Here is a 26,118-nt window from a genome sequence, read left to right as displayed (position 1 = left end):
TTCTATGTGAAGAACTTATCAAAAACATTTAATGATCAAGTGGTTGTAAATGATGTAAGTTTTGAATTGGAACACGGTCGTTGTGTGGCCTTGATTGGTCCAAATGGAGCTGGAAAAACGACACTATTGAAGATGTTAACAGGTTTGATTGCATATAAACAGGGAGAAATATCATTCCAAAAAGAAAAAGAATGGAAGCAGGATATCGGTTTTTTACCGCAGGTTCCCTACTTTTATGAGTGGATGACCCCAGAGGAATTTTTACGTTTTGTAGGTGGCTTATCCAAGATGGACGAAGTTCTTTTATCTCAGAGAATTGAGGAAGTTCTTACCGACACAGGACTTACTGATGTAAGGAATAAGAAAATTCAAGGATTTTCAGGCGGTATGAAGCAGCGACTCGGTTTAGCACAAGCCATTCTCCATGAACCTGCTCTTCTGTTTTTAGATGAACCTGTATCTGCACTTGATCCTGTAGGCAGGCGTGAGGTTATGTCTATTCTGTCCAACTTGAAAGCAAAGACGACGATTCTTTACTCGACGCATGTATTGCACGATGCAGAAGAAATTAGTGATGATATTCTTTTGATGAAGAACGGAGAAATCATCTCAGATGGAACGCTGGAACAGTTATTATCTCAAACTTCCAATGTGTATGTAGTCGAAAGTTCATCTGCATTTCCAGCAGACAATAACTTTAACTTAAATTTGCTCAAGCATAATAAAGCAGAGGTCTCATTTGATTCTATTGAAGAGAAAAAACAGTTTTTACAATGGTGTGTGGACCAAGATATCAATCTCGTTTCGTTTCAAGAAAATAAACAAACGCTCGAAACGTTATTTATGGAAGCGGTGAAACCATGAGAGGATTTTTCACACTTGTTAACAAAGAATACTTAGGGATTATCCGTAGTAAAAAAATTATCTGGCTGCCCATCGTTTTTATGCTGATGACGCTCACCCAGCCGCTCACTCTGTATTACATGGAGGATATTTTAAAAATGGGCGGCGGGCTTCCGGAAGGTTCTATTTTGCAAATGCCTGTACCTAATGCAGGGGAAGTCATGGCATCCGTCCTGTCACAGTTGAATACTTTAGGCGTTCTCGTCATAGTGGTAGCGGTAATGTCAACAATCTCAGATGAACGAAAAAGTGGATCGTTAACGTTTATCCTCATCCGGCCCGTATCTAGTTTGCAAATCGTTGGCAGTAAAACACTTGCGGAAGGATCAATAGTGGTAGGATCATTTATCTGCGGCTACCTCTTATCCTATTATTATACGGTTATTTTGTTTACTACCATTCCATTGCATCAAGTAATCGAAAGCATGCTGATTTATAGCTTATATTGCTTGTTCATTGTTGTCTGTGTCATCTTCAGCAGTGCACTATTAACGAGCAATGGAGCCATTGCAATTGTGAATATCTTGTTTTTCTCTGTCTTATCGATTGCCAGCAGTCTGTTTTCGGATTTCCTAAAATGGAGTCCAGCAGAACTAAGCAGCCACGCCATGAGCAAGTTAATTAACGAACCGACGAACGGCTTACCTGGAAGTATTTTCGTAACGATTTTTCTGATGATCTTGTTGCTTTATGCAGGTGCACGAGCTGTTGATCAAAAACGGGTATGAGGTTTTTTTTGAATGTATGGGGAGAAGGTGCTGCCGATGATCTACGAAATTAGTAAAGCGACTATCGATAATAAGGAAACAATTTCGAACTTACTACAATTTTACATCTACGATTTTTCAGAGTTTATTGACGCACACGTTGAAGAAAATGGGAGATTCAGTGAGTATCCCTTAAACGATTATTGGACAGAAAATAATCATTTCGCTTATTTAATTAGGATCAATGGAAAATATGCAGGCTTCGTCTTAGTAAAAAGGATAGAAGCAGAAACGGGAGTCTATTTTTCCATCGCTGAATTCTTTATTATGAAAATGTATCGAAGAATAGGTGTAGGCAAATCAGTCGCTAAAGAAATACTTCATATACATAAAGGGAATTGGCGAGTTTTTCAAATGAAAAACAATGAAACAGCACAATTGTTTTGGCGAAACGTTATTAAGGAATACACAGGAGGACAATATACTGAACGAATAGAAGATGGAAAAAGAATAATACAAGAGTTCGTGAGTCAACAGTAAGTTTGCCCAATTTCATTAAGGTAGAAAGACAAACTCCATTTTAATCAAAATGGGGTTTTTGTTATGCGAGGTCTAGACGGGAATACGTGTTTCGCAGACGGGATTAAGCACGTACCAAACGGGATTATCCAGTCAAACCGTCATTTTTAGCAAGGAATACCCCCACAAGGTTTGAGCGGGATTAAAGAAAGCGACTCATTTTCAAACCACCAGTTCAATGAGATACCCTCATGGGTATATTGAAGCTGCCAGACGGGAATATGCGGGGTCTAGACGGGAATAAGTGGATCGTAGACGGGATTAAGCACGTACCAAACGGGAATATCCAGTCAAACCGTCATTTTTAGCAAGGAATACCTCCACAAGGTTTGAGCGGGAACAAAGAAAGCGACTCATTTTCAAAAAACTTGTTCAATGAGATACCCTCATGGGTATATTGAAGCTGCCAGACGGGAATATGCGGGGTCTAGACGGGAATAAGTGGTTCGTAGACGGGATTAAGCATGTACCAGACGGGAATACAGCATCCGCAGACGGGAATATCCAGTCAAACCGTCATTTTTAGCAAGGAATACCCCCCACAAGGTTTGAGCGGGAACAAAGAAAGCGACTCATTTTAAAAAAACCAGGTTCAATGAGATACCCTCATGGGTATATTGAAGCTGCCAGACGGGAATATGAGGGATCTAGACGGGAATACGTGGTTCGTAGACGGGATTAAGCATGTACCAGACGTGAATACAGCATCAACAGACGGGAATATCCTGAAATTGGCAAAATACGAAAGGAATACCCCCACAAGGTTTGAGTGGGGGGGATTTCTGGTGGCATAGAATGACGCCAGGCGGGAATAATGTGTGAATCACATCGATCCGGAATAGAGTGACTGAACAGATGGGGTTGTGTTGTTTATTGCTTTGGTTTTTATAAGTACTTAGAATGAGTGTATACCAATCAACAGTGTGTTGATTGCCAAATAGGAAGGGTGATTGTTGTGAAAAAGTCTTATATTGTTATGCTAGTATCGCTTTTAATGGCTGTTGGAATGATGGCTTGGGCGTTTGTAGTCAATGATGATGTGAAGGTGTATTTACCGATTTTCTTTGCTGTTGGTTTGGGATTAGCTCTATTGCGTGTGTTTGTGAACAGCTCGATTAAAAAAATGAAAGGGAAGAGCTGGCTGATTAAGATTGTATTCTTTGCGGTGCTGCTTGGGTTTGGTTTGCCTTTTCAATCATGGTTTAGAAATAAAGTATTGTTTAGTATGGATACCGAGTATATAATTCCTAGCATTATTATTATGGTGTTAGGCGTTCTCTTTATGACACCCTTCTTTAGTTATCTGATGAATAGACTAAAAAAGAAGAGCGCTGTTTCCAGCAGTTAGTCTGTTGATTGTTGGTTTTGTTCTTTCACCTTTTCTATATTGGTGTCACTATAGATTGCTGTTCCATGTCCGCCAGTGGTTCTGGCTAGTAATTCTTGTACTTCTTTATATGACATCCCTGATCGTTCGTTTTGTCTTTTAACGGCATCAATATTCGTACCAGCGACTGTGAATGTATCTTCGGTTTGTTTGTCATTTTCTCTCATGTTTTCACTCCTTTAGTTTTATTATTTGTTATTTGTGTAAAACTACTTCTAACAATTATAACCTTATAAGAGGGAGCTGAGTTATTCAGCTTCCTGTTGGAATTTTCTGAAAAAAGTATTGCTAATTGGTAAAATTTTGATTATTATATAGGTAACTACCATACTAGTATGGTATTTCTACTTTTATAAAATTTTTTTACCTTTAATGTAAGCGCTTTATAAATGAAGGAGGGATTATTTTTGATTCAGAATCCGATCTTAAAAGGGTTTAATCCGGATCCAAGTATTTGCCGAGTGGGGGATGATTATTACATAGCTGTTTCAACATTTGAGTGGTTTCCGGGGGTACAGATTCATCATTCTCGGGATTTGAAAAATTGGCATTTGATCAGCAGGCCGTTGAATCGTGTTAGTCAGTTGAACATGTTGGGAAATCCTGATTCAGGTGGTGTTTGGGCGCCTTGTTTGAGTTATTCAGATGGGCGGTTTTGGTTGATTTATTCAGATATCAAAGTTGTGGATGGGAACACTTGGAAGGATGGGCATAATTATTTAGTCACGTGTGATGAAATAGATGGTGAATGGAGTGAACCCATTTATTTAAACAGCTCTGGTTTTGATCCTTCACTGTTTCATGATGTGGACGGCCGAAAATATTTAGTAAATATGGTCTGGGATCAACGAGGGTATAATCATCGTTTCTATGGAATTGTCCTGCAAGAATATAGTCATGCGGAGAAGAAGTTGATTGGAAAGCCGGAAATTATATTTAAGGGAACAGACTGGGGATTAACGGAAGCGCCGCATCTGTATTTTATAAACGACTATTATTATTTATTAACGGCTGAAGGCGGGACAAAATATGAGCATGCAGCCACAATCGCACGTTCAAAAAACTTGAATGGTCCCTATGAGGTGCATCCAGAAAATCCACTCATTACAACGTGGACTGATCCTCAAAACCCATTACAAAAAGCTGGACATGCATCGATAGTGGAAACACAAAATGGCGAGTGGTACTTAGTCCACTTAACTGGACGGCCGATTAGAAAAGAGAAACCGGTGTATGAAAGAGGGTATTGTCCGCTGGGAAGGGAAACAGCGATTCAAGCGCTTGAATGGCGGGATAACTGGCCATATGTAATTGGTGGAAACACACCTTCATGGGAAGTAGAAAGTCCAAATCTTCTTGAAGAAAAATGGGAAAAAGACTTTGATACAAAAGATGATTTCAATTCAACTGTTTTAAATCACCATTTTCAAACACTGCGGATTCCATTTAATGAAGAAATCGGTTCGCTGACAGAACGACCTGGATATTTGCGCTTATACGGTAGAGAGTCATTGCACTCAGTATTCACACAAGCTCATGTGGCTCGGCGTTGGCAAAGCTTTTACTTTGATGCGGAAACGAAGGTAGAGTTCAATCCAGAATCCTTTCAGCAAATGGCAGGGTTACTTTGCTACTACAATACAAAAAACTGGGTATACGCTCATGTTACATGGAATGAAGAAAAAGGACGAATCCTTGATTTAATGGTATATGATCGAGTTGCATCGAGTTTTCCGTTAGCCGGAAAAGAAGTCCCGTTACCGGATGATTTGAAAGCGCTTTATTTAAAGGTGGAAGTACGAAAAGAGACTTTCCAGTTCATGTATTCATTTGATGGCAGTGATTGGACTCATCTTTCCGAACCATTTGAATCTTATAAACTCTCCGATGATTATATTACTCATGGTGGTTTTTTTACAGGGGCGTTTGTCGGTATGCACTGCCAAGATACATCAGGAAGAAGACTTCATGCAGACTTTGATTATTTCAATTATGAGGAAATTGAATAACAGCTTCAACTATTGAGAAGAGGAGGCAAGGGCTATAGTGGCGGCGATTAGACAGGAACTCAAAATGGAAACGAAAAAAGTAAAAAAACTAGAAACATCAAGAAAGTTCAAACGAATAGTAAAAGATTGGCAGTTGTATTCGCTGCTGATCTTGCCCATTATCTATTTGTTAATCTTTAAATATGGTCCAATGTTGGGAAATGTGATTGCATTTAGACGATTTATGCCTGGAGGCAGTATTTTCGGAGAAGAATGGGTAGGTCTTCATTACTTTAAGATTTTCATTCAGGATCCGACTTTCTGGAAAGTGTTTACGAACACACTTACTTTAGGCGGGTTGACCTTGTTATTTTGTTTCCCTATGCCGATTATCTTCGCCTTATTATTAAATGAATTAAAATCGAAAAAATTTAAGAAATTTGTTCAGACCGCATCGTATCTTCCTCACTTTCTGTCTATCGTCATCATTGCGGGAATGATTCTACAGTTAACAGCCTCTAACGGGACCATTAACTTTATTGTTGAATTTTTCACAGGAGAGCGTATCGGTTTTATGCAAAAAGCAGAATGGTTCAGAACCATTTATATTACTTCAGAAATCTGGCAGGGACTCGGATGGGGAGCCATTTTATATTTAGCTGCTTTAACAACTATTGATGAAACTTTATATGAAGCGGCGAAAATTGACGGAGCAAATCGCTGGAAGCAAACCATTCATATAACCATTCCTGGGATCTTACCGACCATTATTACCTTGCTTATCTTAAATATCGGCTCCTTTATGGCAGTTGGTTTTGAAAAAATTCTCTTAATCTATAATCCTCTTAACTACGATAAATCAGACGTCATATCAACCTACTTATATCGTGTTGGACTTGAAGCAAATAATTTTAGCTATGCAACGGCCATCGGATTATTTGAATCCATCATTGGGTTGGTTCTCGTTTTATCAGCTAATACGCTTTCAAGAAAAATGACCGATAGAAGTTTGTGGTAAGGGGGAATATCGATGAAAGAATCCGTAGAATATAAAATTTTCAAAGTATTTAATGTAATTGTTTTACTCTTAATCATTTTTTGCACGCTTTATCCTTTTGTTAATGTCATTGCTCAGTCGTTTAGTGATGAGACGAGTATTAATGCAGGGCAGGTTACCTTATATCCTCAAGGGTTCAATATTGATACGTATAAAACAGTCATCAGCGATAAGATGTTCTGGATCAATTATAAAAACACCGTTGTCTATACAATTGTTGGAACGACGATATCGATGATTTTAACGACGATGTTCGCCTACGCTTTATCGAAAAGAAGATTGAAAGGGCGTAGATTTTTAACTCTATTTGCAGTCTTTACCATGTTTTTTAATGGCGGATTAATTCCTAACTATGTATTGATTAATAGTTTGGGATTTGGCAATACCATGTGGGCCATTGTTATTCCTGGTGCCATTAGTATTTATAATATGCTGATCATGAAATCATTCTTTGAAAATGTTCCAGAGGAATTAGAGGAAGCAGCCTCCATTGATGGATTAGGCACCTATGGGATCCTTTGGAAAATTATTTTACCGCTAAGTAAGGCGGTTATGGCTACTATGATCCTTTTTTACGCAGTTTCTTACTGGAATTCATGGTTTAGTGCCTTTTTATACTTAGATCAAAAAGAATTATTCCCAGTCACTATTTATCTTAGAAATATGATTTCAGGTGCTACTGGAGGGCTTGGTGCAGGAGCAACATCCGCTGACAGCTTAACTCAGATTTCAGCAAATATTAAATCCGTCACGATGGTATTGACCATTTTACCTATTTTGGTCGTGTATCCTTTTGTACAAAAGTATTTTGTATCGGGAATCATGCTGGGATCTGTTAAGTAATAAAACAAATTGTAGTAAGGGGGAAAGAAAGTGAAAGTGAAAAAGTGGTTAGGTGCGTTTAGTTTACTTACCCTATTTATGTTGGTACTAGTTGGATGCTCAGATGACAAGAAGTCTTCAGGTGAAGCTGACGGAGAAACGAAAAAAGGGGCTATGAAGTCTTATGCAGTGGGTGATACATTCAAAGCAGAGGAGCCAATGGAACTGTCAATCATGTATTCTGATCAGCCTACCTATCCATATAAGAAGGATTGGTTGTTTTGGGATCAAGTAAAGGAAAAAACAAATGTATCGTTGAAACCTACCATTATACCAATGAGTGATTATCCGCAGAAAAGGAGTTTGTTAATTAGTTCAGGAAAATCTCCATTAATTATTCCGAAAACATATCCTGGTGAAGAAGCTCCATTTGTTTCTTCCGGAGCGATTCTTCCAGTAAGTGATTATATGGATAAAATGCCTCACTTTAAAGAGAAAGTGGAAAAATGGAACATGGAACCCGAATTAGAAGCCCTTCGTCAGAACGATGGAAAATTCTATGTCCTGCCTGGCCTGCATGAGGAAGTTTGGCCGGATTATACCCTTCTTGTCAGAACAGATATACTCGAAAAAAATAAGCTGGATATACCGACAACATGGGATGAACTGTATGAAGTGATGAAGGAGTTAAAAGAAATCTATCCCGATGTTACACCATTTTCTGATCGGTTTCAGTTTAATAGTACCCTTAATATCGCAGCAACTAGTTTTGGCACAAAAGGCGGCTGGGGATTTGGATCCGGTTTGAAATATAATGAATCGGAAGATAAATTCGAGTATGTCTCCACAAAAGATGAGTATAAAGAAATGCTCACTTATTTTAATAAATTAGTCTCAGAAGGTTTATTGGATAAAGAAAGCTTTACGCAAGATGATGAACAAGCTGTGCAAAAATTTGTTTCAGGAAAATCATTTTTTATCAACGGTAATTCGCAGACCGTTGTGCTTCACCGTACAGATATGGACAAACTAATTGGGAAAGGGAAATACTCGGTAGCCAAAATTACCGTTCCAGGAGGACCAGCAGGACAGCTGATGTCTGGATCTCGTTTAGAGAATGGTGTCATGATTTCATCTAAAGCAAAAGAAAGCGAGAATTTCGAAGCGATTCTCCAATTTATTGACTGGTTATATTACAGTGATGAAGGATTAGAATTCTCTAAATGGGGCGTAGAAGGTACGACCTATACGAAAACAGATGGCGTAAGAAAATTAGCTGAAGGTGTTAATTACAATGGATTAAATCCAGCAGGAACAAAGGATTTACGTATTGATTATGGGTTCTCTGGAGGAGTATTTGCTTACGGTGGAACAACTGATCTTCTACAATCGATGATGGCTGAAGAAGAAATTAAGTTCCAAGAAGATATGAAAAAAGTAAAAACTGTACTTCCGGCTGAACCACCTATTCCATACTCAATTGAAGACAAGGAACGAGTGACGCTGCTTAGTACGCCATTAAAAGATTTCACTGACCAAAATACACTGCAATTTATTATCGGTGATCGTGATTTAAGTGAATTCGATAAATATGTAGAAGAATTACATTCTCAAGGGTTAGATCAGTATCTAGAATTAGCCAATAAAACGTATAAAGACAGCAAAAAGTAAATAATGAATCAAGCTGCCTTTTTGGCGGGCAGCTTGATTTACATAATGTTTTTGGAATAAGACAGGAGTGGAGATTAATGGAGTCAAAACAAGAATTCGGTCAAGGCATATTGTATACCATAACGAACTATATCTACTGGTTGTTTCTTAGTAATATCTATTTTATTCTAGCGAATAGTATCTTTCTTTTTTTCTTTATGACTTTGCAGCAATCATTTTCAAATATTATCTTATATTTTCTAGCATTGATTCCAACAGGACCTGCCATTAGCGCTTTATATTATTCAATGGAAAAATTAATTAGAACGAAAGAGTTATCTCCAACGAAAGATTTTTTTGAAGGATATAAAAAGAATCTGAAAGATACCCTTTTACTATGGATTCCAATCCTCAGCGTGTTCTTTATTTTACTCGTTGATTTTCAATATTTACAGGGATCGAACCAAATCCTTGCCAATGTTATGCTTCTTCTAATGATCATTGGAGCCACGTTGACTATGAATATCCTCGCTATTAATACGCGATTTAAATTTAGAATACGAGATATCTATAAGCTTGCAGTCTACTATAGTTTTAATAAATTCAAAAATACGATTGGCGGTATGTTCATTATTTTTCTAGTAGGTGTCCTTACCGTACTGACAACGAATTTTCTTATCCTGTTTATTTCCAGTATCGTTGCCTATCTGCTGATAGTAAATGCTAAAGGGATGTTAAATGATATTGAAAGTAATTTCTTGAAAACCAGTCAAGCTATACAGACAGGGAGGCAATAAGATGGAAAAAATATTGTTTGGCGGGGATTATAATCCCGAACAATGGCCGCGTGATATTTGGACAGAAGATATGAATCTTTTCGAAGAAGCACATATTGATACGGTCACGGTTGGGGTATTTACGTGGGCCCTTATTCAAAGCGGAGAGGATACCTATGACTTTTCTATCATGGATGAAATCATGGAACGCCTTCATGCAGAAAAGAAAAAGGTTTGTCTGGCAACTGGAACGGCGGCACATCCAGCTTGGATGGCAAAGAAGTATCCTGAAGTAACGCGAGTGGATTTTGAGGGAAGAAAACATACTTTCGGCCAACGTCATAATTCTTGTCCAAATAGTCCGGTTTATCAACAGTATTCTCAAGCAATGGCTAGAAAAATGGCTGAGAGATATGGGAAATATGACAACATCATTGCCTGGCATATTAATAATGAATATGGAGGGATTTGTTATTGTGATTTATGCGCCAAGGCATTCCGTAATTGGCTGCAAGCGAAATATAAAACAATTGAAAAGCTAAACGAGGCTTGGTATACAACTTTTTGGTCTCATCATTTTTATGATTGGGATGAGATTGTCGTCCCGAATGCGCTGAGTGAACACTATGGAAGAGAAAATGTCACAGCCTTTCAAGGTATCAGCTTGGATTATCTGCGATTTAACTCGGATAGTATGCTCGCAAATTTCATTGGAGAAAAGAAACACTTGAAAGAAATAACGCCTGATCTACCCGTCACAACAAACATGATGGGCTTATATAAGACCCTGGATTATTTTAAATGGGCAAAACATCTGGATATCATCTCCTGGGATAATTATCCGCCAACCATGCAATCTCAGGCAAGAATGGCGTTAACTCATGACCTCATGAGAGGATTGAAACAAGGGCAGCCATTTTGGCTGATGGAGCAAACACCAAGCACCACGGCTTGCAGAGATGTCAACCCAGTGAAGCGGCCGGGAGTTATGCGATTATGGAGTTATCAGGCAGTGGCCCATGGTTCAGATTCAGTCTTGTTTTTCCAAATGCGTCACTCTAAGGGAGCTTCTGAAAAATATCACGGAGCCATTATCAATCATGGCGGGCGAAATGATACACGGGTATTTAAAGAAGTAAAACAATTAGGTCAAGAGCTCACATTGTTGGGTGATGCGGTAGTCGGTGCTCGAACGAAGGCAAAAGTTGCTCTGCTATTTGATTGGGATAGCTGGTGGGCAGTTGAATTATCGGATGGTCCCACACGTCACCTTAGTTACCAGCAAACTATGATCCATTACTATCAAGGGTTGTATAAACACAATATTTCGATTGATGTAATCAGTATTGACCAGGACTTAGATCAATACGACGTCGTCCTTGCTCCTCTATTACATATGATGAAGGAACAGCTTCATCAAAAAATTGAGCGGTTTGTGGAAAGAGGAGGCAGTTTTATTACGACCTATCTAAGCGGGATTGTGGATGAAAATGATCAGGCAATCTTAGAGGACCGGCCTGGGTTATTAAAAAATCTGCTTGGCATTCGCATTGATGAAACAGATACGCTGGAACCAACGGTTACGAATGAAATTTGTATTCAGGACGGAGACCTTAAAGGAACCTATGATTGCCGGCTGATCTTTGATGTGATTCAACTAGAAGGTGCAGAGGCAGTGGCGGCGTATGGAAAAGAGTTTTATGCGCAGACACCGGTCATTACCAAAAACAGGTTTGGAAAAGGAGATGCCTGGTATCTTGGCAGCCAGCCTGATCTTCCTTTTTTAGAAAAATTATTTAAGAAAATCCTTGATAAACATCAAATTGTTTGTTCGATAGAAGCTGAAGATGGTGTCGAAATTACGGAACGGCACAAGGGTGATAAAACGTATGTATTTGTGATGAATCATCAAGAAGCGGAAACAGAAATTGTGTTAGGTGAAGACTATTATTCCCTCCTAACGAAGAAGAGCCATAAAGCAGGAGAAAAAGTAAAAGTGGCTTCAAAAGACGTCCTTATTTTTGAAAATTGAATTGGGGGGACAGCATGCTAACCATTCAGGAGGTAATAAATACGTTAACCAAACCCGTACAAAAGCTTGATGATACGGTGGATGTGCTTATGCCAAATGCGCTTTCTAACCAAGAGGTAAAGGGGATAGTGGTTACATTTATGGCTTCTCATTATGTGCTGCAGCGAGCGAAAGAGCTAGGTGCTAATCTAGTGATTACCCATGAGGGAACTTTTTATAGTCACCATAACCATACGGAGTTTCTGAAAGATAATCCTGTTTTCCAAAAAAAATGCAGGGTGATTGAAGAATCTGGACTGGCAATCTATCGATTCCATGATTATTGGCATCGATATCAGCCTGATGGAATTATGACTGGATTCATTCAAGATTTAGAATGGGAGTCTTACTTAATGGAAAGCAAACCAACTTCCGCTGTGTTTTCCATCCCTCCGCTCACCGTTCGTGAGCTTGGTGAATATGTGAAAATCAAATTGGATACCCCCTTTGTCCGAGTAGCAGGGAATCTGTCAATGATCTGTTCACGCGTAGGCGTATTGGTCGGATACAGGGGAGGGGGCGAAGCAGCAATCCCTCTATTCATGGAAGAAAATGTGGACGTCATTCTTGCTGGGGAGGGTCCTGAATGGGAAACGCCAGAATTTGTTCGTGATGCAGGCTATCAAGGCAGAGACAAAGCATTCATCCTTTTAGGCCATGCGGCAAGTGAAAAACCAGGCATGAGGTACTTGGCTGATTTGATCTCAGGAATGTTCCCGCATATTCCGGTTTATCCCATTGCTGAAGATCAGCCCTTTCAAATTATATGAAATTATGTGGTACATGAGGAGGGAAACGAGTGACAGCCCGTCAGAATGTTCGTGGTTCAACAAGGGATTACTCCTATAACATACTAAAAAAGAAAATACTACGGTTAGAACTTGAGCCTGGGACTAAAATATCTGAAAAGGAAATGGCGGATGAATTAAACGTAAGCAGGACACCAATTCGTGAGGCGTTTATGAAGTTAGCACAAGAAGAGCTTTTAGACATTATTCCGCAGAGCGGGACAGTGGTTTCTAAAATTAATCTGCAACATGTAGAAGAGGGACGTTTTATCCGAGAGAAAATAGAAAAAGAGATTGTCACACTTGTCTGCAGCAAGTTTGCGGAAGATGATCGGTTTAAACTGGAAAGTAATTTAGCCATGCAGAGACTCTGTTCAGATAAAAAGAACCTTCATAATTTACAGTTAGATGAAGAGTTTTTTCAATTAGATGAAGAATTTCATCAAATTTTATTTAGTAGTTGTGGAAAGGCTCGTACATGGGAAATGCTGCAAATGCTTAATAATCATTTCAATCGACTGCGTCTGCTTAGGTTATCATCGAGCTTGAACTGGGAAATTATTATCTCTCAGCATCATGAAATATATCGACTGATTCTGAACCAGGATGTGGATCATGCACGTAAGATGATGGAAGAACACTTGAATTTAGTGGTCATTGAACAGAACGAATTAAGAAAAGCCTATCCGCATTATTTTATTTAACCTGGTAGATTAGGAAGGAAGTGTTGATCGTGAAAGTTAATTTCAGATGGTTTGGTCATCAAAATGATAGCGTATCCCTAGAGCATATTAAACAGATTCCAGGAATGAATGGAATCGTTGGTGCTTTATATGACATACCCGTTGGAGAAGTTTGGCCGCTTGAAAACATTCTTGAGTTAAAGAATGAAATTACAAGTCGAGGGTTACATTTAGATGTCATTGAAAGTGTGAATATTCATGAAGATATTAAACTCGGTCTGCCAACTCGCGAACTTTATATTCTGAATTATCAAGAAACGATTCGGAATTTGGCTAAAGCCGGCGTAAAGGTTATCTGCTATAACTTTATGCCAGTGTTTGATTGGACCCGAACTGATTTGGCAAAGGAACTCCCTGATGGTTCAACGGTTCTCGCCTATTCTAAGGAACAAATCGAAAATAGTCATCCAGATCTAATCGTGGAACAAATGGAGAATGACTCAAATGGATTTTCATTGCCTGGATGGGAGCCAGAACGCTTAAGTCAGTTGAAATCGCTTTTTCATTTGTATAGCCAGGTATCAGAAGAAGATCTATTTGATAATCTCCGCTATTTCTTAGAACAAATTATCCCTGTTGCGGAAGAAGAGAATATTAGAATGGCGTTACATCCGGATGATCCACCGTGGAGTGTCTTTGGATTGCCGAGAATTGTCACGAATAAAGAAAACTTAGAACGAATTGTGAACATGGTAGATAGTCCTTCAAATAGTCTGACCATCTGCTCAGGTTCGCTTGGAGCAAATCCTAACAACAATATCCCGGAAATTTTACGCTACTTTTTAAAAAGGGATCGGGTTCCGTTTGTTCATATTCGGAATGTGAAAATCTATGAAAATGGAGATTTTGAAGAATCTTCCCATCGCAGCAGTGATGGATCAATTAATCTCTATGAAATTGTAAAAGCACTGCATGATTATGATTTCAAGGGCTATTTCCGCCCGGATCATGGTCGGATGATTTGGGGAGAAGTCGCACGACCGGGATATGGGTTATATGATCGGGCAATGGGAATCATGTACATTCTCGGCTTATGGGACAGTCTTGAACAAAGGAGTGAAAAGGAGAAGGCAGAAAGGAGCAGTGAAAATGTTACCAATCAATAAGAATCTTCAAGGAAAAGTGGCGGTTATAACAGGCGGAGGCGGCGTCCTATGCAGTTGTATGGCAAAAGAACTTGCCAGACAGGGGATGAAGGTGGCTGTTTTAAATCGCACCTATGAAAAGGCCATGAAAACGGTGGAAGAGATTCTAACACAGGGTGGTCAAGCCATAGCGATTGAGTGTGATGTGGTTCAAGTGGAAAGTGTGAAACGGGCAGAGGAAATGGTGTTTAACGAATACGGGCGATGTGATGTATTGATTAATGGTGCCGGTGGAAACCATCCCAATGGGGTAACAACAAAGGAAATAGTAGAAAAAGAGGATCTTACGAATGGCCAGCTATCTACATTTTTTGACTTGACGCTTGAGGGATTTTCATTTGTCTATAATCTCAATTTCATCGGGACATTTATCCCAACTCAAATTTTTTCGAAAAGAATGATTGGGAACCAAGGAACAATCATTAATATTTCCTCGATGAGTGCGAAAAGTCCAATGACGAAGGTTCCGGCTTATAGTGCAGCGAAAGCAGGGATTGAGAATTTCACGAAGTGGCTGAGCGTACATATGGCAGAAGCGGGCATTAGGGTGAATGCGATAGCCCCAGGTTTCTTTCTAACCAAACAAAATGAGGCTCTTTTGAAAAATGAGGACGGAACGAATACAGAACGTACAGAAAAAATACTTGCGCATACACCAATGAGGAGGTTAGGCAGTCCAGAAGATTTACTAGGCACATTATTATGGCTGGTTGATGATCAGGCGAGCGGCTTTGTGACAGGAATAAGCGTTCCTGTTGATGGTGGATTTATGGCTTATTCAGGAGTATGAAGAGGAGGAATGTAGAGATGGATAAATGTTGGCTCCAATATAAAAGCAAACCTGGAAGTAAAACACCAGCCTTTCTTTCAACAATCGTTGTGCAGGAAACATCGGTACTTATCACATCCGCGGTTGAGGAATTAGTCAATGGATTACGGTCCCTTTATGGTGTGGTTCCAGAAGTACTGCCTGACAAAATGGAAACACCTCATCTGTTCCTAACAACGATACAGAACCCGTTTTTTCCTCATGTACTGGATAAAGGCGCAATTGAACGGGAGTTGAATGAGGAAGGGTACTTGATTAAAACGTTGATTCACGACGGGCAGGAACAACTATTTGTGGTTAGTAAGACAGATAAAGGCCTGCTTTATGGGGTTTTTCATTTACTTAGAGAGTTACAAATGGGTACAGAAAGCCCGTTCGATATCGTTGAAAATCCTAAAGTACAACTGCGAATGATAAACCACTGGGATAACATGGACGGAAGCATTGAACGGGGCTATGCCGGGGCGTCGATTTTTTATCGAGATCATCAATTTATTGAAAATAATGACCGGATTAAGGAGTATGCCCGTTTAATGGCATCTGTCGGAATTAATGGTATTTCAATTAATAATGTAAATGTATTTAAAACAGAGACGAAATTGATCACAGATGAATTTCTGCCTGAGGTGGCAAACGTTGCAGACACCTTTAGAGCCTATGGGATTAAGACGTTTCTAAGCGTGAATTTCGCCAGTCCAATGGTTATTGGCGGTCTAAATACTGCCGATCCGCTCGATGAAGAAGTCGGGAAGTGGTGGGGGACAAAAGCGGAGGAAATTTACCAAAGGATTGAAGACTTTGGCGGATTTATTGTGAAGGCTGATTCGGAAAACCGTCCTGGTCCCTTTACCTATAATCGAACACATGCTGATGGGGCGAATATGTTAGCAAAAGCTTTGGAAACGTTTGGCGGAGTCGTGATTTGGCGATGTTTTGTGTACAATTGTCACCAGGATTGGCGCGACCGTACAACGGATCGAGCTCGTGCTGCTTACGATCATTTTAAACCGCTGGATGGAGAGTTCTTAGATAATGTCATTTTGCAAATAAAGAATGGACCGATGGACTTTCAAGTAAGGGAACCCGTTTCTCCGCTGTTTGGTGCGATGCCAAAAACGAATCAAATCCTTGAGTTTCAGATTACGCAGGAATATACGGGACAGCAGAAACATCTCTGCTATTTAGTTCCGCAGTGGAAAGAGGTATTGGATTTTGATACCTATGCAAAAGGAGAGGGCTCTGCTGTTAAGCATGTCGTGGATGGTTCTCTTTATCCCTATACATACAGCGGTATTTCAGCAGTAACCAATATTGGGGATGATGCAAACTGGACAGGACATAAGCTTGCGCAAGCCAATTTATATGGCTATGGACGATTAATTTGGAATCCAGACTTAACCGAAGAGCAAATATCAAACGAGTGGACCATTCAAACACTCGGTGATGATCTAGACGTTCTTGAACAAGTTCCACGGATGTTAGCCGATTCACGTGAAATCTATGAAAATTATACGGCCCCGCTTAGTGTCGGTTGGATGGTTAATATTAATCATCATTTTGGTCCATCAGTTGATGGGTATGAATATTCCGTATGGGGAACGTATCATTTTGCTGATCACAAGGGAATCGGCGTCAATCGGACCCTAAGTAGTGGAACAGGTTTTACCGGCCAGTATGGTAAGGAAAATACCGAAATCTATGAATCTCTTGAAAGTTGTCCGGACGAACTATTGTTGTTTTTCCATCATGTTCCGTATACCCATACACTTAAATCGGGAAAGACAGTCATTCAGCATATTTATGACACGCATTTTAAAGGGGTTGAACAAGCAGAGGAACTGAAATACCGCTGGAGTCAGCTCGCAGGCAAGATAGAGGAAAAATCATATCAAGAAGTATTAGAGAGACTGGATTTTCAAGTGGAGCATTCGAAGGAATGGAGAGATATCATAAATACGTACTTTTACCGAAAGTCAGGCATTGATGATGTGCATAAGCGAACGATTTATTAAAGAAAGGAGAGGGACTGTGTATGGAGAACATAATCGTCGATTCGAAAGAAGGAAGCGTTTTTAAGAAAAATTGGAAGTTCTGTGTGGGAACGGGGAGACTCGGTCTTGCACTCCAACAGGAGTATTTAGATCACCTGAAAATCGCGAAGGAGAAAATTGGCTTTGAGTACATTCGTGGACACGGTCTCCTTTCTGATGATGTTGGCATCTACCGGGAAATGAAGGTTGGTGAAGAGGTAAAAGCTTTTTACAATTTTACGTATATTGACCGGATTTTCGATGCCTATCTTGACATCGGCATTCGTCCGTTTATCGAATTTGGCTTTATGCCCAAGTTACTGGCTTCAGGTGATCAGACCATTTTTTATTGGAAAGGGAATGTGACGCCCCCAAATGATTATCAAAAGTGGAAGGATTTAATCGTCGCGGTTGTGTCTCATTTTATTGATAGATATGGTATTGAGGAAGTGAAAAAGTGGCCGTTTGAAGTTTGGAACGAGCCTAACTTAGTAAACTTTTGGAAGGATGCAGATCAAGCCGAATACTTTAAATTGTATAAAGTGACGGCCAAAGCTGTGAAGGAAGTACATCCTGATCTGCAAGTTGGCGGTCCTGCCATATGTGGAGGGGCAGATTACTGGATTAGCGATTTTCTGAATTTTTGTGAGCGGGAAGAAGTACCCGTCGACTTCGTCAGCAGACATGCCTATACGTCCGAACCTCCTAAAAAAGTTACGCCTGATTACTATTATCAGGATTTAGTAAAAAATACAGAAATGTTGACCCAGTTCAAAACAGTCCGTGAATTGATTAATCAGTCGGCTTTTCCAAATCTGCCCTTTCATATTACGGAGTACAACACTTCCTACAGCCCCATTAATCCGGTACATGATACGCCCTTAAATGCAGCGTATTTGGCAAGGATTCTTAGTGAAGGCGGAGACTATGTCGATTCTTTTTCATACTGGACATTTAGTGATGTATTTGAAGAGGTGGATGTACCGAAATCTCAATTTTATGGCGGCTTTGGCTTACTCGCGTTAAACGCCATTCCTAAGCCGACATTCCATTTATTTTCCTTTTTCAATCAATTAGGAGAAGAACAGTTATATCGCGATGAACAGGTGATCGTGACAAGAAAAAAAGACGGATCAATAGCTTTAATTGCCTGGAATGAAGTGATGGAAAGCGGGGACAAGGACGAGAGAGAACTCACCCTTTCCATTCCCGTTACGGCAGCTGACCTATTTATTAAACGACAAACGGTGGATGAGAATCATGCGAATCCATGGAAGGTCTGGAAACAAATGGGGAGACCGAGATTTCCTGATAAGCAATCGGTCGCAACGTTAAAAGAAGCCGCGCATCCGAAAGTAAGTACGGAGCGGCTGGAAACAGTCGGAGGAATGTGTGAGCTGAACCTAACTCTTACAAAAAATGAAATTACCTTGATCGAAATTCAGGCGGTAAACGATGAAACAGAGACTTATTTTGGTTTAGATGATTCGTTAATAACTTCGTATTCGAATTGACTTTCTCAGGAAAAAGATGACTTCGGTGCATTCCGAAGTCATCTTTCTCTTTAGTCACCGTTATTTTTCTTATCAATGGTTTCATTGATTTTTTGATTTCCTTCGTTGATGAACTCATTTAGTACCTTGTTGCCGTTAATGATAGAATCAGTATTTGCATTGTTGCCTGAAGTTACTGCATACGTCATGCTCGCTCTAGAGTAGAAAGTAATCAGAGTATCGGTATGGCGAATTGAATGATTTGGATCTTTCTTCTCAAATTTTTCTTTTAAGTATGCTTGAGCGGCTTTCAAACGTTCCTTTTCTCGCTCGCTTTTAGCTTTCATCCTTTCTTTTGTATCGATGGCAAGTTTTTTCTTTTCCTCTTTGATTCGTAATGCTTCTTTCTTCCCGGCTTCCTTCCATTCTAACCAGCGTTTTTGAATTTCTTCATATTGTATACGCATATATTTTTTCAGTTCTTGTTCGGAGTTCACAAAGGTGAATTCCCCATTCCCTGCATCGGCCACTTCTTTCAAAAGTTTTTGACCCTCATTGTCGACATCAAATCCAATAATGTTCACTACTGTTTTGATAGTTGCTTCAGCCAAGTGAGATGCTTCTTTTACAGGATCCCCGCCGCATGTTTCAATCCCATCGCTGACTACATAAACGACGACATCACCGGCATTTTCAGGTATGTCTTTTGCTACACTCGTCAATGCAGCGCTGATAGGCGTCCAGCCGGCTGGCTTAATCTGATCGATTTCACTAGTTACGGCTTGTTCCTGGTAATGTCCATTATAAATCGTTTTAATCCCTTTACAGGATATTGGTTTATCTTTTTCTTGGTTTGTTCCCTTGTGACCGTACACGGTCAGTGACAGAGTGGAGCTCTCTGGAATATTCTTTGTGAATTCTTTAACCGCGGACTTAGCTGCTTCCATTTTCACTTTTCCGCTGACTTTTCCGCGCATGCTGCCGCTCGCATCAATTAAAATAGCATAATGGGTTTGTTTTAAATCAGGTGTTTCTATCGATTCATCCGGACGTTCAATATCAACGGCTACTGTAGAATCAAAGTTTACAAATGTTTCAACTTCCTCATGAAAATCCTCTGCAAGAAGATACAGTAGTTCATCAAAATATTCATCAGCTGTTAAATCTATAGGAAGGGTATCTAACTGTTTATTGACTAATGCTTCATCATACTTTTCCCCGCTGTACAAACCAGGCTTTCGAAAAAATATTTTCTCTTCTTCGGTTAAAGGCCTAGATAGTTGATCTGTATCATAATACTCAATTTCCTTCTTTTCATAGATTGGTTCTTTAGTAGCAACCGCCGTTTCTTGCGGTTTTTTCACCGGTTCTGTTTTCTCATCAGAGCATGCCGTACAGACAATAGAGAGTAATAAAAGTAAAAGGACATTTTTTTTCATAACTACCTCCAATAATGTTTGGTAAAATATAGTATAAATATAAATTTAAATATTTTCCATTCATAAGGTAAGTAACAAGAGCAGATTATGTCGTATTTAGACAGTCTCTGGCGGAATAACTCCCCAAATAAATCCAGACGGGAATAAGCATGTTCCAGACGGGATTATCATAAGTTCAGACGGGAATCTGGTATCGCTAGACGGGATTAATGACAGAAATAATCATGCTAAAGTGGAGAAAAATCTGACACAAGAGAGCAGAAACTGACAGGATTTAGAAGGTAATGCTTGGTAGGATGGATACAAGGGGTGAGTGATATGAGTTGGCTTGAATCGATTATGAAAGCAATTGACTATATGGAGGAGCATTTATTAGAGGATCTCTCGATTGAAGAAATTGCTCGGCAGGCGAATGCATCTGCTTTTCATTTTCACCGGACATTTTCAATCTTAACAGATACATCAATTGGGGAATACATTCGGCGGCGGCGATTAACATTGGCTGCTCAAGAGTTATCCAAAACCAATTGCAAGATGATCGATTTAGCGTACAAGTATGGCTATGACACTCCCGAGGCTTTTTCAAAGGCTTTTCGACGTCAGCATGGGGTGAATCCCAGCGAGGCGCGAAAGTATATGGGAAGGCTGACATTCTATGAACGCTTGGTTATCCAAGTGAAATTGAAAGGGGCAGAACCCATGAAATACAATGTGTTGGAGAGAGAGTCTTTTACGGTAACAGGAATCAAGCGGGAGTATTCATTGAAAAATGGTGAGAATTTAAAAGGGATTCCAGTTCTGTGGGATCAAGTGAACGCTGATGGCACGAGCGGTCGAATTGAAAAACTGATTAATGGTCAAATCAAAGGTCTCCTTGGGGTATGTGTCGATAAGCGGGGAGATGGTTACCAGGACGCAATTGATTACTGGATTGCAGCCGAACATCAAGGGAAGCTACCAGAGGGCTTTTCTACTTTAACCATCCCTGCCTCCAAATGGGTGGTCTTCGAGGTTCATGGCCCGATGCCTGAGGCAATGCAGAAAACATGGCAGCAAATCTTCACTGAATGGTTCCCGACAAGCGGTTATAAACATGCAGGAACACCTGAACTGGAAGTCTATCCTGAGGACGATCCAGCCGCTTCAAACTATTACTCGGAAATTTGGATACCAGTTAAGTAAAGAATAAGAAGAAGACACGACTTTTCACAGAGAGGTCGTGTCTTCTTGTAATTTTATGAACATCTGAAATTTGATCATATATGGAATTTTAGAGATTTTAAATTGAAATCTATATATTTGGTGAATTCTGTTAAACTATTATTGAAAGAAGAGATTGTATTGAACAAATTTATATGGGTTTTATCTTTGTCTTGATAGGTATTACTTTCTTACTTTTATTATTAACGGTATCTTTGCCAGCTATAGTATTGGCAGTTTCACTTGGAATAAGTATAATCTTGAATATTGCAGGAACTAGAATCTTAATGGAGTACATAAAAACGCAAAAGAGATCTTCTGAATTATCCAAGTGATCCAATAAAGAGGTCATCTCTAAAATAATCAACCCCTTTGATTACCATGGCAGTTTGTATAGAAAAGAAGACATATTATAGTAAATAACTTTCTATTGGTTCATTTTTACAGTAATATTATAGAATATTCGTATAATTAGATTAGGAGAGAGAATGATGATTAGACGGTTAACGAGTGCAGATCATGAAGTTTGCTTTAACCTTATTAAAAACCAGCGTGCGGAGAACCTTTTTATCATAGGGGATATTGAGGCGTATGGGTACGAGCAGGAGTTTCAGAAGCTTTGGGGAGAGTTTGATGATACGGGGGCGTTAATCGCTGTCTTATTAAAATACGAAGATAATTATATTCCTTATGCGCCTGGTGACTTTGATGTTGAGGGATTTGCGGAGATTTTACGAAACGATCCTAGTCTTAAAATGATGTCAGGTCTTAAACAGGTGACAGAAAAATTCGAACCCTACTTAATAGAAAAAACCAAAAGAAAAAGGCAGACCTACTATGCAAAGTGTACGACATTGAAGACAGATTCAAAGGGTGTTGATGTCTCAAATGTACAACTAGCAGTCCCTGACGATTCGGAAGAATTGATTGGCTTATTAAATTCCATTCCTGAGTTTAGTGGTAATAAGATGACAGTAGAAAGAAAGAAGCGTGTGTTGGAAGAAGGCGTTTCACGTACATTCTTTATCAAAGAAGACGGGATCATGGTATCAACCGCGTCAACCACTGCAGAAAACTCCTTATCAGCCATGGTTGTAAGTGTAGCGACACATACAGACTATAAGAAAAAGGGTCATGCGACTAAGTGTATGGTAAAACTATGCAGTCAATTGTTGAGTGAAGAAAAAGAACTTTGTTTGTTCTATGATAATCCAGCTGCTGGAGCCATCTATAAGCAAATTGGTTTTGAAGATATTGGGTTTTGGATGATGTATACATATGAGTAAAGATTGAAAAAGAAGAGGATGTGCGATATGAAGAAAATCTTAATATTAGGCGGAACACGGTTTTTTGGTAAAAAATTAGTGGAGAGGTTAACTAAAGCTGGTCATGAGGTGACCATTGTTACCCGTGGTAAAAGTGAGGTTCCATTTGATTCACACGTTTCGCATATTAAAGTGGATCGTCTTGATGAAGCGGCATTTCGTGGAGCATTAGAAGGTCAATGGGATCTGGTATATGATAATATTTGTTATTCCCCTAATGAAGCTAAAGTCCTCTGCGAGATATTGGAGGGTAAGACTCAGAAATTAATCTTCACATCGACCCTATCTACATATGAAATAGATGGGAGCGTCAAGCAGGAGGAGGATTTTAATCCGTTCGATTATGATATTAAAATGGGAGACCAAAAGGACTTCTCTTACGGCGAGGGTAAGAGGCAGGCAGAAGCTGTATTCTTTAAATATGCTTCTTTCCCTGTTGTGGCCGTTCGTTTTCCAATCGTGATGGGGGAAGATGATTATACACGTCGTTTACATTTCCATACAGAAAAAGTGAAAAAGGGTGAAGGCATGGCATTTATCAATTTGGATGCTAAAATGAGCTTCATTCTAGCGGACGAAGCAGCCGAATTCTTAGAGTGGGCAGGGTTTTCTGATATTGAAGGTCCATTTAATGCGACAGCAAAAGGGTCAATCTCTTTACGTGATTTACTGTCATTAGTGGAGCAAGCGACTGGAAAACAAGCAATCATCACACTGGAAGAAGACAATACAGTAGAGAAGTCTCCTTATGCCATACCAAATGATTGGTATATGACCTCTGAAAAGGCAGAAAAAGCAGGCTTTGAATTTAGCGAATTGTCTTCATGGCTGCCAGACCTAGTAGAAAAGATAGCAAAATAGTCCGTTGATCAGACAAAAGAGAACTGAGAAATTCAGTTCTCTTTTTTCAATGGGAACGGAAGAACGAACTAGAAAGTATAAAGGCTGTAAGGGAGAGACATAGTATAGGCAGAAATTTAATAGAATACATCCTGCGCTGGATTTAAGTTGACTTATCGATCACTAGCCTTTAACATTAGTTGACCGTTCGTTATAATTTTGAAGGGATCTGAAGCTATGACAAATAAAAATAAGGCAAGAGAGGATATTATTGAGGCTGCTTCTCGGCTTTTTCGTCTGCATGGGTACCATGGTGTTGGACTTAAAGAAATTCTTAAAGAAAGTGGAACGGCCAAAGGATCATTGTATCATTATTTTCCTGAAGGAAAAGTGGAATTAGCCATTGCAGCCATAGAGCATACGAAAGAATTTGTTTTTAAAAGTACCCTTGTGAGTCTCAAAGGAATTGAAAATCCAGTTCAAGCTTTCCAAACTCATATATCCCATCTGGCAGAAGAGTTTAGTAAAGACTCAATTTTAGGAATGCCAGTAGGAACGATTGCTTGTGAAACATACTTAACGAATGAAGCTATACGCCTTGCATGTAAGGCTGCGTTCGAAGATTGGCAATCTCTTTATATAGAAAAGTTACTTGCGGCAAACTATAGTGAAAAACAAGCAAAGGATTTGGCTTTGGTAATAAACGCCATGATTGAAGGTGGAATCATTCTTTGTCTGACAAACAAAACCGGAGAACCACTCCATACCATTGCCAGACAGATACCCTTATTGTTAAAGAAAGAAATAGAATAAGTAAGGATTACAACCTAGAAAAGAGGATTTATTCATGTCAGCAACAGCAACACAGCAAAACACCCAAGTGATCAGAACGACCCCTATCTTGATTTCCTTTTTAATTGCTGGATTCATCGGATTATTTAGTGAAACGGCTTTAAATATGGCGCTTGCGGATCTAATACAGATATTTAACGTGGATTCTTCAACGATTCAGTGGTTAACAACAGGTTATTTATTGACGTTGGGAATTTTAGTCCCTGTATCTGGGCTGTTAATTCAATGGTTCAAGACTCGTCAATTATTTATTGTCTCATTAGCATTCTCGATTATTGGAACGTTAATCGCAGCACTGGCACCTAGTTTTGGGATCTTACTATTATCCCGTGTTATTCAAGCAATAGGTACTGGATTAATGCTGCCCCTCATGTTTAATACTATTTTAGTGATTTTCCCGGTACATAAAAGAGGAGCTACTATGGGGTTAATGGGATTAGTCATTATGTTTGCTCCCGCAATCGGACCCACAATTTCTGGTTTAATCCTAGGGAACTTTAGTTGGCACTGGATTTTCTGGATCTGTTTACCGTTCCTTATCATTGCCTTATTGTTCGGCTTGAAATATATGCAAAATGTCTCTACAATAACGAAGCCTAAAATTGATGTCCTATCTATTGTTTTATCGACGATTGGTTTTGGTGGAATTGTTTATGGCTTCAGTAGTGCGGGTGAAAATGGCTGGACAAGCAGTATCGTTATTTCTTCGATTATTATAGGTCTTGTCGCACTCTTACTCTTTTCATTAAGACAGTTTAAAATGGAGCAACCAATGCTCGATTTACGTGTGTTTAAATATCCTATGTTTACAATCGGTGTTCTTAGCGTATTTGTGACGTTTATGGTTATTATGTCTTCAGCCATTCTTTTACCGTTATATTTACAAGCAAGTTTAGTCTTAACTGCGTTTGTAGCCGGCCTTGTCCTTTTACCTGGTGGTGTACTAAACGGAATTATGTCACCAATAACAGGGAAAATTTTTGATAAATACGGACCAAGGGTATTAGTTATTCCAGGATTTATTATTATGATTATCATGTTATGGTTCTTGTCTAATATTACAACGGAAACATCTATTCTTAGTGTGATTATTATGCATACGGTTTTAATGATTGGTGTTTCAATGGTCATGATGCCTGCACAGACAAATGGATTGAATCAACTACCTAAAAACCTATACCCTGACGGTACTGCGTTAATGAATACCCTCCAGCAAGTTTCAGGAGCAATTGGTACGGCTGTTGCCATGACCATAATGTCTGCTTCACAAAAAACGTATTTAAATAAGTTGTCAAACCCAACTGATCCTAGTAATATAGGTCCTTCTTTAGCAGCGGGTGTTCAAAATGCATTCATTTTTGGTTTGATTGTTGCCATCGTTGGTTTAATACTTTCATTCTTTATAAAAACAGCTAGAAGTAAAACATTATAAGAGTTTGTCGAATGATTAAACGAAAGAATCCTCTGCCTATAGGGCTAAGGATTCTTTTTTTG

The 26,118-nt window shown here is 39.4% G+C and carries 25 protein-coding genes; 23 read left to right on the top strand and 2 right to left on the bottom strand.

From position 1 onward, the window contains the following. Positions 1 to 6 precede the first annotated feature (6 nt). From MHI18_RS00720 to MHI18_RS00695, 6 genes are all read left to right on the top strand, one after another. Positions 7 to 864, top strand: a complete 858-nt coding sequence (locus tag MHI18_RS00720) for an ABC transporter ATP-binding protein (protein ID WP_340845485.1) — start codon at positions 7 to 9, stop codon at positions 862 to 864. After that, entirely contained in the window at positions 861 to 1,631 is a 771-nt protein-coding gene (locus MHI18_RS00715) for an ABC transporter permease (protein WP_340845484.1), read from the top strand. Before MHI18_RS00720 ends, MHI18_RS00715 begins: the two co-directional genes overlap by 4 nt. Positions 1,632 to 1,643: 12 nt before the next feature. After that, complete coding sequence (locus MHI18_RS00710; RefSeq protein ID WP_340845483.1) at positions 1,644 to 2,150, top strand: GNAT family N-acetyltransferase; 507 nt, start codon at positions 1,644 to 1,646, stop codon at positions 2,148 to 2,150. Between the two features lie 427 nt (positions 2,151 to 2,577). After that, positions 2,578 to 2,715 (top strand): hypothetical protein, encoded by a 138-nt coding sequence (locus tag MHI18_RS00705; RefSeq protein ID WP_340845482.1) that lies wholly within the window; start codon positions 2,578 to 2,580, stop codon positions 2,713 to 2,715. 82 nt (positions 2,716 to 2,797) lie between these two features. Beyond that, a complete protein-coding gene (locus MHI18_RS00700; protein WP_340845481.1) occupies positions 2,798 to 2,983 on the top strand; it encodes a hypothetical protein in 186 nt (61 codons plus the stop codon). 161 nt (positions 2,984 to 3,144) lie between these two features. After that, positions 3,145 to 3,537, top strand: a complete 393-nt coding sequence (locus MHI18_RS00695) for an MFS transporter permease (RefSeq protein ID WP_340845480.1) — start codon at positions 3,145 to 3,147, stop codon at positions 3,535 to 3,537. Here MHI18_RS00695 and MHI18_RS00690 read toward each other — a convergent pair. After that, positions 3,534 to 3,743 carry a gamma-type small acid-soluble spore protein gene (locus tag MHI18_RS00690; protein ID WP_340845479.1) on the bottom strand — a complete coding sequence of 70 codons (210 nt, stop codon included), beginning with the start codon at positions 3,741 to 3,743 and terminating at the stop codon, positions 3,534 to 3,536. The two genes, MHI18_RS00695 and MHI18_RS00690, sit on opposite strands and share 4 nt — an antisense overlap. Positions 3,744 to 3,965: 222 nt before the next feature. Here MHI18_RS00690 and MHI18_RS00685 point away from each other — a divergent pair, with 222 nt between their 5' ends. The 12 genes from MHI18_RS00685 to MHI18_RS00630 all read left to right on the top strand — a co-directional run bounded on the left by MHI18_RS00685 (position 3,966) and on the right by MHI18_RS00630 (position 18,989). Next, entirely contained in the window at positions 3,966 to 5,585 is a 1,620-nt protein-coding gene (locus MHI18_RS00685; RefSeq protein WP_340845478.1) for a glycoside hydrolase family 43 protein, read from the top strand. A 64-nt stretch (positions 5,586 to 5,649) separates the two neighbouring features. Next, complete coding sequence (locus MHI18_RS00680) at positions 5,650 to 6,582, top strand: ABC transporter permease (RefSeq protein WP_340845477.1); 933 nt, start codon at positions 5,650 to 5,652, stop codon at positions 6,580 to 6,582. Positions 6,583 to 6,594: 12 nt separating this feature from the next. Continuing rightward, entirely contained in the window at positions 6,595 to 7,464 is an 870-nt protein-coding gene (locus MHI18_RS00675; RefSeq protein WP_340845476.1) for a carbohydrate ABC transporter permease, read from the top strand. 30 nt (positions 7,465 to 7,494) lie between these two features. After that, a complete protein-coding gene (locus MHI18_RS00670) occupies positions 7,495 to 9,114 on the top strand; it encodes an ABC transporter substrate-binding protein (protein ID WP_340845475.1) in 1,620 nt (539 codons plus the stop codon). Positions 9,115 to 9,191: 77 nt separating this feature from the next. Continuing rightward, entirely contained in the window at positions 9,192 to 9,890 is a 699-nt protein-coding gene (locus MHI18_RS00665; protein WP_340845474.1) for a DUF624 domain-containing protein, read from the top strand. A gap of 1 nt (position 9,891) precedes the next feature. Then, positions 9,892 to 11,901 carry a beta-galactosidase gene (locus MHI18_RS00660; protein ID WP_340845473.1) on the top strand — a complete coding sequence of 670 codons (2,010 nt, stop codon included), beginning with the start codon at positions 9,892 to 9,894 and terminating at the stop codon, positions 11,899 to 11,901. Between the two features lie 14 nt (positions 11,902 to 11,915). Further along, positions 11,916 to 12,710, top strand: coding sequence for a Nif3-like dinuclear metal center hexameric protein (locus MHI18_RS00655; protein ID WP_340845472.1), 795 nt, complete (start codon positions 11,916 to 11,918; stop codon positions 12,708 to 12,710). Between the two features lie 29 nt (positions 12,711 to 12,739). Next, on the top strand, positions 12,740 to 13,432 hold the full coding sequence (locus MHI18_RS00650; protein ID WP_340845471.1) for a GntR family transcriptional regulator: 693 nt from the start codon (positions 12,740 to 12,742) through the stop codon (positions 13,430 to 13,432). Between the two features lie 29 nt (positions 13,433 to 13,461). After that, the gene (gene uxuA, locus MHI18_RS00645) at positions 13,462 to 14,577 is read left to right on the top strand and encodes a mannonate dehydratase (RefSeq protein ID WP_340845470.1); all 1,116 of its coding nucleotides are present in this window, start codon (positions 13,462 to 13,464) and stop codon (positions 14,575 to 14,577) included. Continuing rightward, on the top strand, positions 14,561 to 15,406 hold the full coding sequence (locus tag MHI18_RS00640) for an SDR family oxidoreductase (RefSeq protein WP_340845469.1): 846 nt from the start codon (positions 14,561 to 14,563) through the stop codon (positions 15,404 to 15,406). The genes uxuA and MHI18_RS00640 overlap by 17 nt, the downstream gene beginning before the upstream one ends. 17 nt (positions 15,407 to 15,423) lie before the next feature. Beyond that, positions 15,424 to 17,457, top strand: a complete 2,034-nt coding sequence (locus MHI18_RS00635; RefSeq protein ID WP_340845468.1) for an alpha-glucuronidase family glycosyl hydrolase — start codon at positions 15,424 to 15,426, stop codon at positions 17,455 to 17,457. A 20-nt stretch (positions 17,458 to 17,477) separates the two neighbouring features. After that, the gene (locus MHI18_RS00630; protein WP_340845467.1) at positions 17,478 to 18,989 is read left to right on the top strand and encodes a GH39 family glycosyl hydrolase; all 1,512 of its coding nucleotides are present in this window, start codon (positions 17,478 to 17,480) and stop codon (positions 18,987 to 18,989) included. A 50-nt stretch (positions 18,990 to 19,039) separates the two neighbouring features. Here the strand turns inward: MHI18_RS00630 and MHI18_RS00625 are convergent, their stop codons facing one another. Beyond that, positions 19,040 to 20,407 (bottom strand): vWA domain-containing protein, encoded by a 1,368-nt coding sequence (locus tag MHI18_RS00625; RefSeq protein ID WP_340845466.1) that lies wholly within the window; start codon positions 20,405 to 20,407, stop codon positions 19,040 to 19,042. Positions 20,408 to 20,725: 318 nt separating this feature from the next. On the opposite strand from MHI18_RS00625, the gene MHI18_RS00620 reads away from it, so the two are divergent. The 5 genes from MHI18_RS00620 (at position 20,726) to MHI18_RS00600 (ending at position 26,056) form a co-directional block, all read left to right on the top strand. Next, positions 20,726 to 21,589 (top strand): AraC family transcriptional regulator, encoded by an 864-nt coding sequence (locus MHI18_RS00620; RefSeq protein WP_340845465.1) that lies wholly within the window; start codon positions 20,726 to 20,728, stop codon positions 21,587 to 21,589. Between the two features lie 509 nt (positions 21,590 to 22,098). Further along, positions 22,099 to 22,893, top strand: coding sequence for a GNAT family N-acetyltransferase (locus MHI18_RS00615; RefSeq protein ID WP_340845464.1), 795 nt, complete (start codon positions 22,099 to 22,101; stop codon positions 22,891 to 22,893). Between the two features lie 27 nt (positions 22,894 to 22,920). Further along, a complete protein-coding gene (locus tag MHI18_RS00610; protein WP_340845463.1) occupies positions 22,921 to 23,793 on the top strand; it encodes an NAD-dependent epimerase/dehydratase family protein in 873 nt (290 codons plus the stop codon). 216 nt (positions 23,794 to 24,009) lie between these two features. After that, complete coding sequence (locus tag MHI18_RS00605; RefSeq protein WP_340845462.1) at positions 24,010 to 24,585, top strand: TetR/AcrR family transcriptional regulator; 576 nt, start codon at positions 24,010 to 24,012, stop codon at positions 24,583 to 24,585. 34 nt (positions 24,586 to 24,619) lie between these two features. Next, positions 24,620 to 26,056 carry a DHA2 family efflux MFS transporter permease subunit gene (locus tag MHI18_RS00600; RefSeq protein ID WP_340845461.1) on the top strand — a complete coding sequence of 479 codons (1,437 nt, stop codon included), beginning with the start codon at positions 24,620 to 24,622 and terminating at the stop codon, positions 26,054 to 26,056. Positions 26,057 to 26,118 lie beyond the last annotated feature (62 nt).

This window comes from Peribacillus sp. FSL H8-0477, from assembly GCF_038002765.1.
GTDB lineage: Bacteria > Bacillota > Bacilli > Bacillales > DSM-1321 > Peribacillus.
Note: the sequence above shows the minus strand (reverse complement) of the source record. Positions and strands in the feature narration are given on the sequence as shown.

Coding starts and splice junctions, on each gene's coding strand:
- MHI18_RS00635 (WP_340845468.1), top strand. CDS start 15,424: ATGGATAAATGTTGGCTCCAATATAAAAGCAAACCTGGAAGTAAAACA.
- MHI18_RS00675 (WP_340845476.1), top strand. CDS start 6,595: ATGAAAGAATCCGTAGAATATAAAATTTTCAAAGTATTTAATGTAATT.
- MHI18_RS00700 (WP_340845481.1), top strand. CDS start 2,798: ATGGGTATATTGAAGCTGCCAGACGGGAATATGAGGGATCTAGACGGG.
- MHI18_RS00715 (WP_340845484.1), top strand. CDS start 861: ATGAGAGGATTTTTCACACTTGTTAACAAAGAATACTTAGGGATTATC.
- MHI18_RS00600 (WP_340845461.1), top strand. CDS start 24,620: ATGTCAGCAACAGCAACACAGCAAAACACCCAAGTGATCAGAACGACC.
- MHI18_RS00685 (WP_340845478.1), top strand. CDS start 3,966: ATGAAGGAGGGATTATTTTTGATTCAGAATCCGATCTTAAAAGGGTTT.
- MHI18_RS00710 (WP_340845483.1), top strand. CDS start 1,644: ATGTATGGGGAGAAGGTGCTGCCGATGATCTACGAAATTAGTAAAGCG.
- MHI18_RS00640 (WP_340845469.1), top strand. CDS start 14,561: ATGTTACCAATCAATAAGAATCTTCAAGGAAAAGTGGCGGTTATAACA.
- MHI18_RS00620 (WP_340845465.1), top strand. CDS start 20,726: ATGAGTTGGCTTGAATCGATTATGAAAGCAATTGACTATATGGAGGAG.
- MHI18_RS00615 (WP_340845464.1), top strand. CDS start 22,099: ATGATTAGACGGTTAACGAGTGCAGATCATGAAGTTTGCTTTAACCTT.
- MHI18_RS00630 (WP_340845467.1), top strand. CDS start 17,478: ATGGAGAACATAATCGTCGATTCGAAAGAAGGAAGCGTTTTTAAGAAA.
- MHI18_RS00705 (WP_340845482.1), top strand. CDS start 2,578: ATGGGTATATTGAAGCTGCCAGACGGGAATATGCGGGGTCTAGACGGG.
- MHI18_RS00680 (WP_340845477.1), top strand. CDS start 5,650: ATGGAAACGAAAAAAGTAAAAAAACTAGAAACATCAAGAAAGTTCAAA.
- MHI18_RS00655 (WP_340845472.1), top strand. CDS start 11,916: ATGCTAACCATTCAGGAGGTAATAAATACGTTAACCAAACCCGTACAA.
- MHI18_RS00660 (WP_340845473.1), top strand. CDS start 9,892: ATGGAAAAAATATTGTTTGGCGGGGATTATAATCCCGAACAATGGCCG.
- MHI18_RS00665 (WP_340845474.1), top strand. CDS start 9,192: ATGGAGTCAAAACAAGAATTCGGTCAAGGCATATTGTATACCATAACG.
- MHI18_RS00610 (WP_340845463.1), top strand. CDS start 22,921: ATGAAGAAAATCTTAATATTAGGCGGAACACGGTTTTTTGGTAAAAAA.
- MHI18_RS00605 (WP_340845462.1), top strand. CDS start 24,010: ATGACAAATAAAAATAAGGCAAGAGAGGATATTATTGAGGCTGCTTCT.
- MHI18_RS00625 (WP_340845466.1), bottom strand. CDS start 20,407: ATGAAAAAAAATGTCCTTTTACTTTTATTACTCTCTATTGTCTGTACG.
- MHI18_RS00690 (WP_340845479.1), bottom strand. CDS start 3,743: ATGAGAGAAAATGACAAACAAACCGAAGATACATTCACAGTCGCTGGT.